Annotated in this window: 13 protein-coding genes; 6 read left to right on the forward strand and 7 right to left on the reverse strand. The window is 69.7% G+C overall.

Annotation, left to right across the window (positions count from 1 at the left end):
* Positions 1 to 35 precede the first annotated feature (35 nt).
* The gene (locus ACFO5K_RS14600; protein ID WP_378561838.1) at positions 36 to 323 is read right to left on the reverse strand and encodes a hypothetical protein; all 288 of its coding nucleotides are present in this window, start codon (positions 321 to 323) and stop codon (positions 36 to 38) included.
* A 256-nt stretch (positions 324 to 579) separates the two neighbouring features.
* Here ACFO5K_RS14600 and ACFO5K_RS14605 point away from each other — a divergent pair, with 256 nt between their 5' ends.
* Positions 580 to 1,296, forward strand: coding sequence for a hypothetical protein (locus ACFO5K_RS14605; protein ID WP_378561841.1), 717 nt, complete (start codon positions 580 to 582; stop codon positions 1,294 to 1,296).
* Between the two features lie 89 nt (positions 1,297 to 1,385).
* On the opposite strand, the gene ACFO5K_RS14610 is transcribed toward ACFO5K_RS14605, so the two are convergent.
* From ACFO5K_RS14610 to ACFO5K_RS14620, 3 genes are all read right to left on the reverse strand, one after another.
* Positions 1,386 to 2,300 carry a hypothetical protein gene (locus tag ACFO5K_RS14610; RefSeq protein WP_378561844.1) on the reverse strand — a complete coding sequence of 305 codons (915 nt, stop codon included), beginning with the start codon at positions 2,298 to 2,300 and terminating at the stop codon, positions 1,386 to 1,388.
* Between the two features lie 104 nt (positions 2,301 to 2,404).
* The gene (locus tag ACFO5K_RS14615; protein WP_378561846.1) at positions 2,405 to 3,532 is read right to left on the reverse strand and encodes an acyl-CoA dehydrogenase family protein; all 1,128 of its coding nucleotides are present in this window, start codon (positions 3,530 to 3,532) and stop codon (positions 2,405 to 2,407) included.
* Positions 3,533 to 3,541: 9 nt separating this feature from the next.
* Positions 3,542 to 4,714, reverse strand: a complete 1,173-nt coding sequence (locus tag ACFO5K_RS14620; RefSeq protein WP_378561848.1) for an acyl-CoA dehydrogenase family protein — start codon at positions 4,712 to 4,714, stop codon at positions 3,542 to 3,544.
* Positions 4,715 to 4,902: 188 nt separating this feature from the next.
* On the opposite strand from ACFO5K_RS14620, the gene ACFO5K_RS14625 reads away from it, so the two are divergent.
* A complete protein-coding gene (locus ACFO5K_RS14625; protein ID WP_378561851.1) occupies positions 4,903 to 5,763 on the forward strand; it encodes a hypothetical protein in 861 nt (286 codons plus the stop codon).
* A gap of 366 nt (positions 5,764 to 6,129) precedes the next feature.
* On the opposite strand, the gene ACFO5K_RS14630 is transcribed toward ACFO5K_RS14625, so the two are convergent.
* Positions 6,130 to 7,047 carry an SMP-30/gluconolactonase/LRE family protein gene (locus ACFO5K_RS14630; RefSeq protein WP_378561854.1) on the reverse strand — a complete coding sequence of 306 codons (918 nt, stop codon included), beginning with the start codon at positions 7,045 to 7,047 and terminating at the stop codon, positions 6,130 to 6,132.
* A gap of 87 nt (positions 7,048 to 7,134) precedes the next feature.
* Here ACFO5K_RS14630 and ACFO5K_RS14635 point away from each other — a divergent pair, with 87 nt between their 5' ends.
* From ACFO5K_RS14635 to ACFO5K_RS14650, 4 genes are read left to right on the forward strand one after another with little or no spacing between them, the layout of a single operon-like run.
* Positions 7,135 to 7,740: an alpha/beta hydrolase gene (locus tag ACFO5K_RS14635; RefSeq protein WP_378561857.1), complete on the forward strand. Its 606-nt coding sequence runs from the start codon at positions 7,135 to 7,137 to the stop codon at positions 7,738 to 7,740.
* A gap of 18 nt (positions 7,741 to 7,758) precedes the next feature.
* Entirely contained in the window at positions 7,759 to 8,148 is a 390-nt protein-coding gene (locus ACFO5K_RS14640) for a hypothetical protein (RefSeq protein ID WP_378561860.1), read from the forward strand.
* Positions 8,141 to 9,511: a PPE domain-containing protein gene (locus ACFO5K_RS14645; RefSeq protein ID WP_378561863.1), complete on the forward strand. Its 1,371-nt coding sequence runs from the start codon at positions 8,141 to 8,143 to the stop codon at positions 9,509 to 9,511. The genes ACFO5K_RS14640 and ACFO5K_RS14645 overlap by 8 nt, the downstream gene beginning before the upstream one ends.
* Complete coding sequence (locus ACFO5K_RS14650) at positions 9,508 to 10,209, forward strand: ESX secretion-associated protein EspG (protein ID WP_378561866.1); 702 nt, start codon at positions 9,508 to 9,510, stop codon at positions 10,207 to 10,209. The genes ACFO5K_RS14645 and ACFO5K_RS14650 overlap by 4 nt, the downstream gene beginning before the upstream one ends.
* Positions 10,210 to 10,305: 96 nt before the next feature.
* On the opposite strand, the gene ACFO5K_RS14655 is transcribed toward ACFO5K_RS14650, so the two are convergent.
* Complete coding sequence (locus ACFO5K_RS14655) at positions 10,306 to 13,992, reverse strand: bifunctional RecB family nuclease/DEAD/DEAH box helicase (protein WP_378561870.1); 3,687 nt, start codon at positions 13,990 to 13,992, stop codon at positions 10,306 to 10,308.
* Positions 13,993 to 14,073: 81 nt separating this feature from the next.
* Positions 14,074 to 15,870: a DEAD/DEAH box helicase gene (locus ACFO5K_RS14660; protein ID WP_378561873.1), complete on the reverse strand. Its 1,797-nt coding sequence runs from the start codon at positions 15,868 to 15,870 to the stop codon at positions 14,074 to 14,076.
* Positions 15,871 to 15,931: the final 61 nt, after the last annotated feature.

The raw sequence follows: 15,931 nt of genomic DNA on the forward strand, positions 1-15,931 counted from the left end.
GACGAACCGGCACTACCACCGAAAGCTGTGGGGACTCAGGCGGTTCGGCGGGCGTCGCGCTCGGTGCGCAGCTTCAGCAGGATCAGGCCGGCGGTACAGGCCAGGATGAGGCCCGCCACCGTGATTTCCACGTGCAGGCCCGCGATACCGAGCCCGGCGCCGACGAGTCCGCCGACGAAGAACAACCAGCCCAGCATCCGTGCGACGACCGCGAGGGCACCCTCGCCCGGCGGGGTCGACAGGGCGGGCGCCGATGATGGCACGGTGGCCGAATCCGGGTTCGCCGCCTCGGGTTCCAGCCGGGGTGTCGAATAAGCTCCCATCAGACTCTCCTTGATGACGCCGATCTGAATTCTTTCGCCGCGCAAGCTTCGCGCGTCAGGGGTTTCGGTCCGGGCGTCTCATGCGTAACTTTGCTCACACACGCTACGACTCAGCGACGCCGAACGTACGCGACACGTCCCCACGACACGCTTACGAGATCAATCCGATATCTGAATCATTAGCATTTAAAATGCGCTGTTCCGAGCGTCCTGCACTACTGTGAGGCGACTCGAAGCCGACGAGGAGTAGTAGTCGATGGATGACAGCAGGGCCAAGCTCGTAGGTCCGGCGATCGCTGTTGGCGCGGTGTCGCTCGGACTGATCGTGATCGGTGCGTGCGGTATCGGACAGCAGGATGTCTACGTTCCGCCGCCGCCGCTGCAGGCCGGCCTGGTGGCCGCCCCCAGCCCGGTCGCCGACGAGGTCAGCTCCACCACCTCCGCCACCGTGGCGATCCCGCCCTCACCCACCTGGCGGATCGCACCGTACGTGTCGCCGCGCAAACCGTTCAGCCTCAGCTCCACTGAGACAACTTCTTCCGAGCAGCCCTCGGCGAGCGAGACCTCCCCTGAGCACCCAACGGCCGATGCCACCACCGAGCCGCACTCGCCAACTCCCACCACCGAGTCGTGGACCCCCGAGCCGACCACCGAGTCGCCACCCACCACGACCGAAGAACAAACCCCCACCACCACCCGCGCGCCAGACATCACCCCACCCGGCCGCACCGTCTCCCCGTGGACCCCACCCACCGCCGAAGACCAAGCCGCCGACTCGGACTACCCCACCACGCGCGCCCACGACCACAGACCGACCACCACCCGGTCGCCCAACACAACCACGGCACCCACCGCACGGGCGGGCATCCGGACAGCCCCGCCTGCGCCCGCCCAAGTCACCACAACTTCGAGGATGTACACCCACACCACGGAGACGACCAGGTCGGCCACCGCCACCACCTACGCCCGCTGACGCCACGGTGAGCCGTCGGCCCCGAGCCCACCCTCGAGTGCCGCTGCCGGGAGTCCCCCTATTGTTGGTCAGCCGACCGGCGACCGAGCTCAGTCGAAGAGCTCACCCGCGCAAGTGACGGTCAATGCCCGCACCAGCCACGCGTCGAGTTGATCGAGATCGGTGGTTTCGGCGAGCGCTCTACGCTGCTCCGCCGAGAGCTCGATGCCACGGCCGGTGAGCACGGTGAGCACCGATCGGGCAGCCTGCTCGGCATGCCCTTTCTCGAGCCCTTGCTCGAGCCCTTGCTCCAGCCCTTCCGCACGCCCCTGAGCGCGCAACCGCTGCGCGGATTCCGAACGGAAGAACGACAGATCGGTGGCCATCTTTTCCCTCCAGAGCTGGGCTGCGTCGGTGTGCGAAATTCCTTGTTCGATGAGCTCGGCATAGAACTCGGTCTCCTCATCGCATCCGCGCCTGCGGAAAGCCACGATGATCGACTCCAGTATCTCATTGATCTCAGATTCACGGGCGTGCGTTATCGCGGACAGCGCCGCCAGCGGCAGATCATCGAGAACCTCGGCGGGGTCGGTGACAGCAGGCACATTGTGCGGGCCCAGAACCAAGGGCTGCAGTGTGAAACTCGTCCAGCGCCGGTACGTGACCGTCATCGGTCTACTCGCCCAGGTCGCGGTCTCTTTGTCGTGACACACCACCACCAGCACCACCGGCAAATGGTGCTTGTTGTGCAAAAAGGTCACATAGTAGGACCACGCGGCGATCCTCGTGGCATCACTACTCGATTGCGCCTCCACCACAAGCAGAAATGTGTCCTCCGCGGTGGTGATACGCAAAATGGTGTCGGCCCGCCGCTCGACTGGGGCATTCTCAGTGAGGTCGACCGAAATCTGTTCCACCGCAATAGGATCTGGAAACGGTAGATCGAGGACGTGAAAGGCGCGGGCGAACGCGGCTGGATCATGGGTGAAGATGCCGTGCATCGCCTCATGCGATGAGCTGACCATGCGAGCAGGCTATCAATCTTCGAATCTTTGTTCGAACCGGACAAATAGCCGCCCCGTACGGCGGTGGTGCGCGCCTGATTCGGGCGCGCACCACCGTCGCAGGACTACAGCTCGACCAGGTCGTAGTCGCCGACTCGCGCGGCCAGCTCGCGCCGGTGTTCCAGGACGCCACCGAGGGTCTGGCCGATGGCGGTGAGGCGGGCGACGTAGTGGCTCACCGGGTATTCGGCGGTGACGCCGATGCCGCCGTGCATCTGAATGGCTTCCTGACCGATGTGTTCGGCGGATTTCGCGATCTGCAGGCGGGCGCGGGAGGCGACCACCGGGTCGTTGCCGCCGTCGGCCAGGGCCGCGGTGGCATACAGGTTCATGCTGCGGGCCAGTTCCAGGGAGACGTAGCAGTCGGCCGCGCGCTGGGTGAGGGTCTGGAATTTGGACAGCGTCACGCCGAACTGTTTGCGGGACTTGAGGTATTCGGTGGTGAGGGTGAGCGCCACTTCCATCGCCCCGACCGACTCCGCGCACAGGGCCGCCTGCGCGTGCCCCTGGGCGAGGGCGATCTGTTCGGCGGCGTCGACGGTGTCGCCCAGCAGTTCGCCCGCGGCCCCGTCGAAATCGAACTGGGCGCCGCGGCGACCGTCGAAGGTGCGATAGGCGCGGCGTCGCACACCTGCACCGGTGGGATCGACGAGGAACAGCCCGATCCCACCGCCGGGCAGTACCGCGCTGACGATCAGTTCGTCGGCGCAGTCGCCACGCAGCACCGGATTCTTCACTCCGGACAGCACATAGGAATCGCCCTGGGCCACCGCGGAGGTGGCGATTTCGTTCGACGGCCAGCGCAACCCCGGCTCGGCGTGCGCGAAGGCGAGCAAGGTGGTGCCCGCGGCCAGCGCGGGCAGCAACCGGTGACGTTGTTCGGCGCTGCCGGTCAGCTTCAGCAGTTCGGCGGGCAGCACCACCGCGTCGAGCACCGGTTCGGGAGCCAGCGCACGGCCGAGTTCCTCCTGCACCAGCATCGCCTCGACCGGTCCTGCGCCGACGCCACCGTCTTCCTCGGGGATGGTCAGGGCGAGCACACCGAGGTCGGCGAGCTGCTTCCAGACCGTGCGGTTCCAGCCGGGGTCGGTGTCACCCGCCTTGGTGAGGGCTTCGCCGTCGTAGAACCGGTGCAGCAGTTCGCGCACGGTGTCACGCAGCATCGTCTGTTCGTCGGTCAGTACGAGATCCATGTCAGCGCCTCACAATCCGAGGATCGTGGAGGAAATGATCGAGCGCTGAACTTCGCTCGAGCCTCCGTAGATGGTCACCTTGCGGTAGTTCAGATAGTTGGGGCCGGCGTGCTGCGCCCAGGTGGGTGCGGCGATGTCGTCGGCGTCGACCGGCAGTGCGTCGGCGCCGGCGATCTCGAGCAGCAGTTCGGTGGCCGCCTGCTGCAGTTCCGTCCCGCGCAGCTTCAGCACCGAGGAGGCCGGATTCGGTTTGCCCTCCACCGAATTGGAGACCACTCGCAGCTGGGTCAGTTCCAGTGCCAGCAGTTCGTTCTCCAGTTCGGCCACCCGCGCGGCGAAGACCGGGTCCTCGAGCAGTGTGCCGTGCCCGGTGCGGATCGCGCGGGCGTGGTCCTTGGCCAGCCCGATCTTGACCTTGGTCTTGCCGACACCGGTGATGGAGGTGCGCTCGTTGCCGAGCAGGAACTTCGCGTAGGTCCAGCCCTGGTTCTCCTCGCCCACCAACTGGTCGGCGGGCACCCGGACGTTTTCGAAGAAGACCTCGTTCACCTCGTAGCTGCCGTCGATCAGCTTGATCGGGCGCATGGTGACACCGGGTGAGTTCACATCGAAGAGCAGGAAGGAAATGCCGGCCTGCTTCTTGGGCGCGGCGGGATCGGTGCGCACCAGGCAGAAGATCCAGTCCGCGTACTGGCCCAGCGTGGTCCATATCTTCTGGCCGTTGACGATGTAGGAGTCGCCGTCACGGACGGCGGTGGTGCGCAGCGAGGCCAGGTCGGAACCGGCATCGGGTTCGGAAAAGCCCTGGCACCACCAGATGTCGAGGGCAGCGGTGGGCGGCAGGAAACGCTGCTTGAGTTCCTCGGAGCCGAACTGCGCGATCACCGGGCCGACCATCGAGGCGTTGAAGGTCAGCGGTTCGGGCACCGAGGCCAGCTGCATCTCGTCGAGCCACAGGTGACGCTGCATCGGCGTCCAGTCCTTGCCGCCCCAGGCCACCGGCCAGTTGGGCACGGCCAAGCCGTTGTCGTTGAGGATCTTGTTCGCGGTGACGATGTCTTCGCGCGAAAGTTCGTGCCCGTACTTCACCCGGTCACGGATCTCGACGGGGATCTCGGTGCGGTAGAAGTGCCGGAGCTCGTCGCGGAAGGCGACCTCTTCAGGGGACAGGGCTAACTTCATACGGGTCTCCCAGCGTCTCGTAGCCGTCTCAGATGCAACTTACTCCTCGGTAAATGGTGGTGTCGACCACATCGCCCGGACCAGGGCTCGCGACGGCATCGCTGGGGTCGGCGGCACCGTCGGCGAACTGGTACGTTCCCAGGCGAACCGGGGTTCCGGCGAAGAGCACGCACCGAGGAGTTGAACGGGTGAACGGCAGATCCATCGCAGGCAGGGCAGCGGCGGTCACCGCGGCGAGCATCGGCGCGCTGGCAATGCTCGCGACGACGGCGGGCGCGGCCCCACTCGACGACGGCATCACCCATCTCACCGAGATCGCCGGCGAGGAGCCCACCGCCGTAGCCGGTGTGGGCGCGCTGAGCAGCTTCACTCAGATGGTCGGCTCCGACACCCTGCGCGACATCTCCGCGCAGTTCATCCCGTTCAGCTACGCCGCGCCGACTTTCGGCTGCGGCAGCAACGGCCCGATCACCACGATCATCGCCGCCGCCACCGTCGAGGGCCCCGGCCCACGCACCGAGACCAGCCTGGCCCCCGGCGACATCCGGTTCAGCGCCAGCCCCCGCCACACCGGGGTGCCACTGGCCTCGGGCCTGAACGTGGCATGGGTGAACGTGAACACCGGGCACAGCGGCATCGTCGGCCTCGACGATCAGACCGAATACGACCTGCCCTCCCTGTCGAAGACCGTGCGCAGTGGTGCGGGCACGGTGGTCGCGTCCATGTGGGGCACCATCGATTATCCCGGCGCCCGCTGCGTGATGACGCCGACGGTCGGCACGTTCGTGGTGCCCGATCTGCCGGTCGAGCCGACCGAGGCACCCACCGCCCCGCCCGCGCCCGAACCGCAGGAGGCCACCGGCCCCGGTGCCGGTGCGGGCCCCGGTACCGGAGCCGGCGAGTCGTCTTCGGGCGAGCCGCGTTTGCCCGCGCCGACTCAGCAGCCGCCCACGCCCGAACCTGCTGCTCCCGCTCCCACCGAGGAGCCCGCGCCCGCGCCGGAACCCGAGCGTCCGGCCCCGCCCGCCGCGCTCACCGTCGGCGGCTGATTCTCTTCTCCGCACTCGGCCGTCGACGCATGTCGGCGGCCGATTCGCTGTACCCGGACGATGATCATCGACGGCGGCGCTGCACCTGTGCTGCCGCCGACAGCTGGCGCTGACACTGACACCGGGCCTTCGCCAACCACTGCCACTGCGCCAGTCGCTGGCGTCGGGCCAGTCGCGAACGTCGGGCCAGTCCCGAACGCCAGGCCAGTCCCGAACGCCTAGCCAATCGCGACCGCCGAGCCAATCGCGAACGCCAGGCCAGTCCCGAACGCCGAGCCAATCACGAACGCCGGGTCATCCCAGGCGCTGGGCTGTCGCAGTCCGTGGCGGCGAGCGTCAGAGCGTCGCGTGTGCTGGGCCGGGCTGTCAGTCGGCGGGGTGGATGCGCAGTACCGTGCCCTCTTCCGAACCGGCCAGCAGGGCTGCCGGGTCGGCGGGGTCGGCGACCACCGCGGTGAGCGGCTGGGTGGCGAGGACGGCGCAGGCCGCGCCCGAGACCGGGTCGACGCGGACGAGGCGGCCGGCCAGCGTGGTGACATAGAGTGCGCCGTCACGCACGACGAGGTCGTCGACGAAGTCGGGCAGGGCGCCGAAAGAGGTGATGTCGGCGATCGTGGTGGCATCGGCGGGGTCGGTGCGCGAGAGGCGCAGCACCCGGGCGACCGGAGTGCCGTCGGCATCGGCGAAGTTCGCGGTGACGTACACCGAATCCCCCGCGACGACAACACCGTTCGGCCCGTCGACGCGCACAGCCGCCCACCAGTCCATGTCCTCGGTGCCGTCCGGGAACAGGCGGTGCACACCGTTGCCGGTGGTCACGTACAGGTTGCCCTCGGCGTCGAACGCGGCGCCGTTGGGCTGGGGGAAACCGGTGGCGAACGGGGCGGGCACCGGGTTCGGGGCGGTCGGGTCGAAGCGGACGATGCCACCGGAACCCGACAGCGGTGAGTTCCCGGTGACGACGTAGAGCAGCCCGTCGGGGCCGAGGCGGACCGCGCCGGGGGCAGCGACGTCGACGGTGGCGGTGAGCCGGCCCTCGCGATCGTAGCGCTGCACCTCACCGCGCAGGACTCGCGAAACCCACAGGTCCCCTTGGGCATCGATGCCGAAGTTCTCCGACCAGTCCAGCAGCGGAACGCTCGACCGGATGGCGATCTCCTGGCGCGCCTGCGCACAGCCGGCGACGGGTTCGGCGCCCGCGACGGTGGCGGTACTGATCGATGCGGTGGTCGCGACGGCCGCGCCGACGACAACGCGGGCCACGCAACGGCGGAACGACGACATGCACAACCTCGACTCTGTGTGACCCGGCTCGACGGGCGAATTGTAACGGCTCGCGCGCGGCGACGGGCAGGCGGTGATAATCGGGAGGTGCCCTACTTCGACTGCGCGCGTGGAAGACTGCACTACCGGCGATGGCCGGTCGACGGTGCGGTAGCGTCGATGGTCCTGTTGCCGGGGACCGGACAGCACAGCGGGCACTATCACCGCTTCGCCGCGGCCCTGCGCCCGGCCGGAATCGAGCTGTGGGCGTTGGACACCGCCGGGCAGGGGTTGAGCGAAGGCGATCCGGCCGCGCCGGGAACCATCGCCGAGCTCGCCGTCGACGCCAACGGTCTGCTGAATCTCGTTCGGGCCGAATCCGATACCGCGCCGGTGCTGATGGGGCACTCACTGGGCGCGGTCACCGCGCTCGCCGTCGCCGCCGCCGACCCCAGCGACCTGCGCGGACTCGTGCTGTGCGGCACCCCGCGCCGCGCCACCGAGTTCGCGCCGCACCCCGGGCCGGCGGTTCTGGCCGTCCACGGCGTCGATGATCGCCGGGCACCGATCGATGCGGTGCGGCTATGGACAGCACGGCATCAATCGGTAGATTTGCGCGAGTACGCCGACGCCGGGCACGACCTGCTGCACGAACCGGTGCAGCACCGGGTGTCGGCTGATATCGCGCAGTGGGTGCTGACCACGGCGCGATGAACGATGAAGGGGGAAACGGTGCAACCGAATCGAAGCGGACTGCCCGACACGGGCGCTCTCGGCCAGGCAGTCGAGGACGGCGGGCTGTGGGTCGCCGGGATGCTGGTCGCCGACGGTGCGCCGGAGCGCTGCGCCCTCCGATACGAGCGCCTCGCCGACGCGGTCGACGCGCAGGTGCGGGTGCTCTCGCAGGCGTCGGTCCTGTCCGGTTTCGGTGGTCTGCCCTCCGGTGCGGCGCTGCGCACGGGCTTCGAAGCCAAAACCGGCGACGCCCTCGATCAGCTCCGTGGCTACGCGAGCACCGCCCGAGACCTGGCGGCCCTGTTGCGCGCCGCGGGCACCGCTTACCAGGATTCCGACCAGGTACTGGCCGGCGCGATCGATGGATTGGGTGACAGCGATGCGTAGCCTTTCCGGAAACCCGGGCACCGACCCGGACTATGTCTCCGTCGTCGAGGTCTTCGACAATCTGTCGCACGCCGAAATCCATGACGCGGTGCGGCAGCTCGATCCGGTGGCACTGAGCAACGCGGGCCAGTTGTTCCTGACCGCGGCGACCGGTCTGGGCGAGGAGGTGGACAACGCCCACGGTGAGATCCGCGCCGCCATCGCCGACGGTTGGCGTGGCGAAGCCGCCCAGGCCGCCGCCGCTGCCGTGCACGATTTCGAGCAGGTGGGCCGCGGAATCGCCGATGTGCTCACCGCCGTCGGTGTCCGGCTCGCCCAGGCCGGGGATGCGGCGGAATCGGTGCGTACCGCTGTCACCGAACCGACTGGGGCGCGGCCCGATCCGGCTGCGGCGCTGCTCGACTCCGAGCAGGCGGTGCACAACGCCACCGTCTCGCGGGAGACGGAGAACGCCCGCCTCGACGCGGTGCAGGCGATGGAAACCATCTATGCGGGCGCGTTCCTGCCGACCGGATCAGGGGTGCCCGCGTTCTCCGGGAATCCTTCGGACACAGGGACTGTCGCGGCCGGTACGGGCGCTGGTCCGGGCGCACTCGCGGGTTCCGCCATGGGACCAGTGTCGGCTACGGCACCGGGTGGCTTGGTCGGCACCACTGTGGCCGCCGGAGCGTCGCCGGTACCAGCCGGTAAACCTGTCACCGCGAACGGTGTTGTCGGCGCGAATGTCTCGGCGGCATCGGGTTCAGCACCTTCGGCCGGTGCTGTTTCGCCGGCTGTCGCTCCCACCGGTGTTGTCGGCGCCGATCGCACGGTGCAGAACTCCAGTGCGGCGAAGGCTTCGGCCGCGCCGGGTTCGGGCACCACGGGAACTCCGGGCACCGGCGGCTCGGCCTCGGCGGTCGGCGCCGGCCGCGCCCGTCGCGGCAGTACCGGCGGTGATGGTCCGGCACCCTCGACCGAGCCGGTCGCGACGGATGCTCCGGTACCGACCGGCGCGGACGCTCGGGAGCCGACCGCGACGAGTGCCGCACAGGCCACGGGGGCGGCCGGTGCCGGGGAGGAGTCCGACGGCCGCCAGGAACGTGACCCGGTGGCGACCGGGGGCGAGGCCGCGACCGGGATGGGTGCGGGTGCGATCGGCGGGCTCATGGGCGGGGCGATGGCCGCCGATGCCGCGCGAGCACCCGCTGGCCCCCGGCCCGCCGCACCGCCGCCGGTCGAGGAAGACGAGGACGACGAGTTCCTGCGGTTCCTCGAGGACGAACCGACCTACCTCGAGCCGGCCGACGAGGTGAACCCGCTGATCGGGAAGATGGAACCCACCAGTCCCGCCGTGCTCGGAGAGTGGACCGAACGGGAGTGAACTGGCATCTCACGCCCGACCAGTTCGCACTGGCCTGGGCGCGTACCGACGGCGACCGGATCCCGTATCCGCTCGCCGTTCGGGCCTCGGCCCGTGACTCCGCCGAACGCGCGGCTCAGCAACCCGCACTCGACGCCTGGTGCGCCCGCACCCTCGATCCCGACCTGTCGGCCGCGCTGCGAGTACTGGCCAAACCGGAGATCCGCGTCGAGGTGTGCGGGCGCTCGGGGGTGCCGGTGCGCATGCTCGGCGCCGTCGCCGGTGACATCGCGGTGCTCGCCGTTCAGGAGCCCGGCAGCACCGAGGACCGTGGCGGCCCGCTGCACGTCCAGGTAGGCGCCACGAAACGGTTCGCGGCCCAGGTGTTCGCCCGGATGCCCGGCCAACCGATGGGCATGGCCACCCGCCTCGCCGCCCCGGCGGCGCGCGTGCGCGAGGACAGCCGCGACCTGGTCACCGCCCCCGTGGCAGGCCCCTCCGACGCCGCCCGCATCCGCCGGCTCCTACAGCGCCCCCGCACCGGCATCGGACAGATTCTCGTGACCGGCGCCGAGGAATCCCCCACCGGCGTCCTGTCCTGGATCGACGTCACCGGCGACGGCCGCTACCTGATCCACGCCGCCCACCAGGTATCGGTCACCCCGGCCACCTCGGAAATCGCCACCGACTGGCTCCGCCGCCTGCTCCGCGCGGCCTGATCCACGCCGCCGCACCGCCTCGCGCGACGGCGGCGGGCATGCGCCGGGTGCACGGACTGAATCACGACCGCACGCCCCGCGGTGCCTGGCTTCTGATCACCCGTCCTGGTCCAGGCGCAGGAACCCGGTGAGCGCGGCCAGCTCTTCCGGTGTATCGGGTAGGTACTCGGTGAGCAGCGAGGAGCGGATGATGATCACCTTCCACAGCGCCCGGCAGAAAGTGGCGTGGACGATGGGTCGCGCGAGCAGTGGGGACATGCCGAACGGCGCGTCAGCGGGGGTGGAGGTGGTCATCGAAAGCAGGACCACGGCGGCTTCGCGGCCACGGAAGCGGTCGGGGGTGCCGACCAGGACATCCTCGAATTTGGCGCGGGCCAGCAGGGTTCGGATGCGCGCCACCTGCGCGGCGTACGGCGCGACCACGAACACGTCGTGCGGGTGCAGCCGCTGCGCACGACCACCCGTGGTCCAGGTCTCCCCCAGCAGCGTCCGCACGCGACGGACCACTTCGCGGGCCTCGGCATCGGATTCGGTGGCATTGCCCCGGTGCTCGACCAGCACGGTGCTCACTCCAGGCGCGATTCCTGCGAGATCGCGGGCGGTGGAACGGTTTTCGGCCGCGCGTAGTCTGCCGTCGTAGCAGCTGGCCGACAGCGGCGCGCACACCGCGGGGTGCATGCGCCAGGTGCGGTCCAGGAAGTAGCCGTGGGCAGCGGGCAGGGTGGCCGCACCGTCGCACAACCACTCCAGTGCCGAAACCTGTACGGGCGCTGGATGGGTGGCCTGGGCGCGCGGCGGCACCGGATCACCGACGAGCAGCAGATTGCGCGCGCTCACCGCGACCGCGACGGTGTCGGCCAGTGCGCATTCACCCGCGTCGGCGATCACGAGCAGATCGAGCGAACCCGGCGCGATCAGCGTCTCGTCGACGAAATCCGCTGTGGTGCCGCCAAGCACGCAACCGTTGACCGCGTTGTCCAGGAATCGCGGATACCGGTCGGCGTCGATGGCCGACCACTCCGGGCCCACCGAGGCCACGTCCTTCTTCGCGACGAGCTCGGGCAGCACCCCGGCCTCGACGACGGCGTCGAAGATCCGCTCGATCACCCCGTGCGACTGCGCGACCACCCCGATCCGCCACCCGTGCCGGGTGACGAGACGTTCGATCGCCCGCGCGGTGATGCGGGTCTTACCGGTACCGGGCGCACCGTGCACGGCCAGGTACGAGGCGTCGAGTGCGCCCACCGCGTTCGCCACGGCCGTCGCGAAGTCACCGTGCGCGTGCGGTAGCGCCGAGCCGTCACGCAGCCGGGGCGGGCGGCGCAGCAGCAGGTCGTACACCGCGTTCTCGGGCACCCAGGGCAGCGTCATCAGCAGGTCCTGGGCGGTGAACTCCAGGGCGGCCTCGATCTCGGCTTCGCCGTCGGGTGGGCCGGGGGCGATGGCGGCCGGCAGGTCGTCGTAGGGCGGGCAACCCGCCGGGAGCAGTTCTTCCAGGCGGACGGTGTCGTCGAAATCGGCGTCGACCGAACAGCCGAGCACGATGGCGGTGGCTGTCGCCCGGCGGCCCAGGGTCTGGGTCATGCCCGCCGCGGCGGCACCGTCGTAGATGGTGACCATCTGGGTGCCGGGGGTGAGGGTGACGCCGGTGCCGAGACGACCGGTGAGCGTGAGGTAGCGCCGCATCGTCGGAAGTTGGGGGGTGCGATGCCATTTGGTGTCGACGGTGCCCCATTCGGCGACGAGTACGCCCGGTTCGTCGGCCCATTCGCCGACCGGGTGGCTGAGCCGGTCGATGTGCGCCCACCAGCGGGGTTGCCGTTCCCGCCGGTGATAGCCCAGGACCGCGGCCATCAGGGCGGCCGCGCGCGCGGCGGCGCTGTCGGTGCCGTTCGCGGCGGCGAACTCGGTCAGCGCCGACTCCACCGAGCCCGCCCACAGCGACGGCGGCGCATCGGAGTCGGCCACCGCGAACCGGGCACCCGGCACCTCGATCCCGGCCTCGGCGGCCCGCTCGAGCAACCAGTCCCGAATTCCCAGCACGGTGGCGGCGCGACCGGGAGCACCCGGTAGCAGGGCGGCCAATCCCGCGACATCGTAGGACTGCTCACCGATCAGCAACGCGGTCCGCACGATCGGCGCGAGATCCACCAGCGCACCGTCGGTGAGCAGTTCGTCGAGCAGGTCCGCCCCGGTCCCGAGCCGACCGGCCCAGTCCAGCAGCGCGGTCCGCACCGCCGATCCGTAGTGATAGACCCGCACGCTCGGGTCGGCGGCCCGATGCTCACCGATGATGTCGAGCAACTCGTCGAGCACCGAACCGTCGTCGATCGACGGACCCGCACCGCCGCCACCACCGAGCACCGGCTGCGCCGACCGACCCCGCGAGCCGAAACCCGAATCGAACGACCCGGCAGCGGGTGCCGCGATCCCCGTGGAACCGGCGGCATTGGTGTCCGGCTGTTCGGCGGCGGCGATGTTCGGCCCGAAGACGACGGCGTTCGCGTCGGCCTGTACGGCGGTGGCCGCATTGGGCCGCAGCGTGTCGGCGCTCGTGCCACTGCCGGGGCGGAACACGACGGTGTTCGCGTCGGCCAGTTCTACGGTGGTGATCCGGCCGCGACGGTCGACGTCGATGATGAGGGCGAGGTCGCCGGGCGCCGGGGCGGGCAGGGCGCCGAGCGCGGTGGCGTCGCGCAGGGCGAAGGCGGGTTCGCCGGTGCGTTCGCGGTCGAGCTGGATCTGGGCCTGGCGACGCAGCGCGGCCATCGTGCGGGCGGCCAGGCCCGGCACGGGGGTGCTGGTGGCGGCGAGACGGTCGACGGTCAGGACGCCGGCTTCGCGCAGCCGGGCGCGCTGGGTGGCGCGGATCCCGGCCACCAGCAGCAGGTCGCGGGCATTGGTCGCGGCCGAACGACAGGTCGGGCAGTGGCCGCAGGCCAGGTAGCGCGGGTCGCCCCACTGCACCGGCAGCAGTTCGGTGAGCTTCTCCTCGACGATGAGTTCGAAGCGGGCCCGGCGGGCCAGGTACACCGGGACGAGTTCGGTGGCGGGCGCACGCTGGTGCCCGTGGGGGGTCGCCAGCGTCGCCACCGGTGCGACGCTCACCCCGGCCGCTGTCAAAGCCCGCGCATTCGCCGCGAACTCGAGTCGCGCGCAGAGCGATTCGCGCACCAGGTCGGGTTTGACCGCATTGACCGATGCCGCCACCCGCTCGAACGGGGTGCGTCCCACCGCCAATTCGCGTCGCAGCGCGTCGAACTCGGCGGAGTACTCCGGCGCGGACGCATCGGCGTGCGCCGGGTCCACAACCGGTGCGCGACGTCCGCCAGGCGAAGTCGATTGCCCCGGTGCCATATCCGCCCGGCCGAACACCGCCGCGGACGCGACCGCACTGTGCATCGCGTACCGGGGCTCGTCACCGTCGCGAACGAGAAGGTCTGCTCCGCAGGCGAACCGGCCGTCGAAGAAGACCGCACCGAAGATCGCGGCCGCTCCGGACCGCAGCGCGCCGGTGGTGCGCTCGGCGGCAGCGGTGAGCGCGGCGATACGAGCCGCCGGGTCGGCATCGGCGGGTTCGGGCGCGGGGATACGGACCAGCGCGGCACCGAAGTGCCGCAGCAACTCCGGCGCCGGTTCGGGCGCACGGAGCGGGCCGAGGGCGGAGTCCGGTGTGCCGGGCAGGTTACCGAGCGCCGCGTCGATGGCACGCAGCAGCGCGAACTCACAGTCCGCCGCGCGCACGAGATCGCCGACAGCACCGACCACCCGATCACCGGACACGAACAAACGCGGCCCTCCTGTGTTCACACACCCGACGGCACCACCTTAACCAGCGCCGTCGACGCCTCGCGCCGCGGTGCGCTAGGTGCGCGGCTTGCGACGTTCGGTGCGCGGACGAGCTTCCCGATCGCGGCGCGGACCCCGCGAGTTGAGCCGCTGCGAGGGCGGACCGTGATCGGGTTGCAGCTGGATCAACACACCGCTGATCCTGGTGCGGCGCAACGCTTCCAGGGTTTCGTTCGGCAGATCGGCGGGCAGCTCGACCAGGCTGTAGTCGGGCCGGATGCTGATGTGGCCGAAGTCGCTGCGACGCAGCCCACCCTCGTTGGCGATGGCGCCGACGATCGCGCCCGGCACCACGCGGTGCCGCTTGCCGACGCTGATCCGGTAGGTGGCCAGCTCGGCGCCGCTGTCCCGGTTGAACGACGGCGGCCGCGGTCCGCGGTCCTCGTCGTCGAAGCGGCGCGGGGCGCGCTCACGGTCGCGGTCGCGGTCCCGGCGCGGGGCCGGCTCCGGCTCGGGCGACATGAAGAAGTTGTCCCCGTCGTGCCCGCCGACGGCCAGCGCGGCGGCGATGTCGACCAGCGGGGTGTTGTGCTCGGCTTCGTAGTCCTCGATCAGCTTGCGGAACAGCTCGATCTTGTCCGAAGCCAGGTTCTCGGTGATCGAATCACCGAACTTGGCCGCACGCGTGGCGTTCACGTCGTCGACCGAGGGCAGCTGCATCTCGCTGAGCGGATGCCGGGTGGCCCGCTCGATCGCCTTGAGCAGATGACGTTCACGCGGCGCGACGAACAGCAGCGCCTGACCCGAACGGCCCGCGCGACCGGTGCGGCCGATGCGGTGCACGTAGGACTCGGTGTCGTGCGGGATGTCGTAGTTCACGACATGGGAGATCCGGTCCACATCGAGGCCACGAGCCGCGACGTCGGTGGCGACCAGGATGTCGAGCGCGCCCGACTTCAGCTGACCGATGGTGCGTTCGCGCTGGTTCTGCGCGATGTCACCGTTGATCGCCGCGGCGGAGAACCCGCGCGAGCGCAGCTTCTCGGCCAGCTCCTCGGTGGCCTGCTTGGTGCGCACGAAGATGATCATCGCCTCGAAGTCCTCGACCTCGAGCACACGGGTGAGGGCATCGAGCTTGCGCTGATGCGACACCTGCACATAACGCTGGGTGATGTTGGTGTTGGTCGTGGTCTTGGACTTGACCGTGATCTCGACCGGCTCGTTGAGGTACTGCTTGGAGATCTTGCGGATCGCACCCGGCATGGTGGCCGAGAACAGCGCGACCTGCTTGTCCTTGGGGGTGTCGCGCAGGATGCGCTCGACGTCCTCCTGGAAGCCCATCTTCAGCATCTCGTCGGCCTCGTCGAGCACCAGGTAGCGCAGCTCGGTCAGATCGAGCGTGCCCTTCTCCAGGTGGTCGATCACACGACCGGGCGTACCGACGACGACGTGGGCGCCACGGCGCAGACCCGACAGCTGCACGCCGTAGCTCTGCCCGCCGTAGATCGGCAGCACGTGCAGACCGGGGATGTGCGAGGAGTACTTGCCGAAGGCTTCGGCGACCTGGATCGCGAGCTCACGGGTCGGCGCGAGCACCAGCGCACTCGGCTTCTTCTGCGCGGTGTCCAGATTCATCAGGATCGGGATCGCGAATGCCGCGGTTTTGCCGGTACCGGTCTGGGCCAGGCCGACGACGTCGGCGCCGGACAGCAGTGGGGGAATCGTGGCCGCCTGAATCGGCGACGGAGACTCGTACCCCACGTCGGCGATGGCCGCGAGAACGCGGTCATCGATCCCGAGATCGGCGAAAGTCGGGCCGTTGTCGTGCCTGTCGTCGTCGGCAGGAACGCTGTCGACCTCATTTGTGTTCATTGACCACCAGTTTACTGCCTGCCGGTAGCTACCCCAACCACCAGGTGAATACGGTGAGACC

Source organism: Nocardia halotolerans (assembly GCF_042650145.1).
Classification (GTDB): domain Bacteria; phylum Actinomycetota; class Actinomycetes; order Mycobacteriales; family Mycobacteriaceae; genus Nocardia; species Nocardia halotolerans.

Excerpts from the sequence above, each read along its gene's own strand:
- ACFO5K_RS14600 (WP_378561838.1), bottom strand. The coding sequence starts at position 323 with ATGGGAGCTTATTCGACACCCCGGCTGGAACCCGAGGCGGCGAACCCG.
- ACFO5K_RS14605 (WP_378561841.1), top strand. The coding sequence starts at position 580 with ATGGATGACAGCAGGGCCAAGCTCGTAGGTCCGGCGATCGCTGTTGGC.
- ACFO5K_RS14610 (WP_378561844.1), bottom strand. The coding sequence starts at position 2,300 with ATGGTCAGCTCATCGCATGAGGCGATGCACGGCATCTTCACCCATGAT.
- ACFO5K_RS14615 (WP_378561846.1), bottom strand. The coding sequence starts at position 3,532 with ATGGATCTCGTACTGACCGACGAACAGACGATGCTGCGTGACACCGTG.
- ACFO5K_RS14620 (WP_378561848.1), bottom strand. The coding sequence starts at position 4,714 with ATGAAGTTAGCCCTGTCCCCTGAAGAGGTCGCCTTCCGCGACGAGCTC.
- ACFO5K_RS14630 (WP_378561854.1), bottom strand. The coding sequence starts at position 7,047 with ATGTCGTCGTTCCGCCGTTGCGTGGCCCGCGTTGTCGTCGGCGCGGCC.
- ACFO5K_RS14645 (WP_378561863.1), top strand. The coding sequence starts at position 8,141 with ATGCGTAGCCTTTCCGGAAACCCGGGCACCGACCCGGACTATGTCTCC.
- ACFO5K_RS14660 (WP_378561873.1), bottom strand. The coding sequence starts at position 15,870 with ATGAACACAAATGAGGTCGACAGCGTTCCTGCCGACGACGACAGGCAC.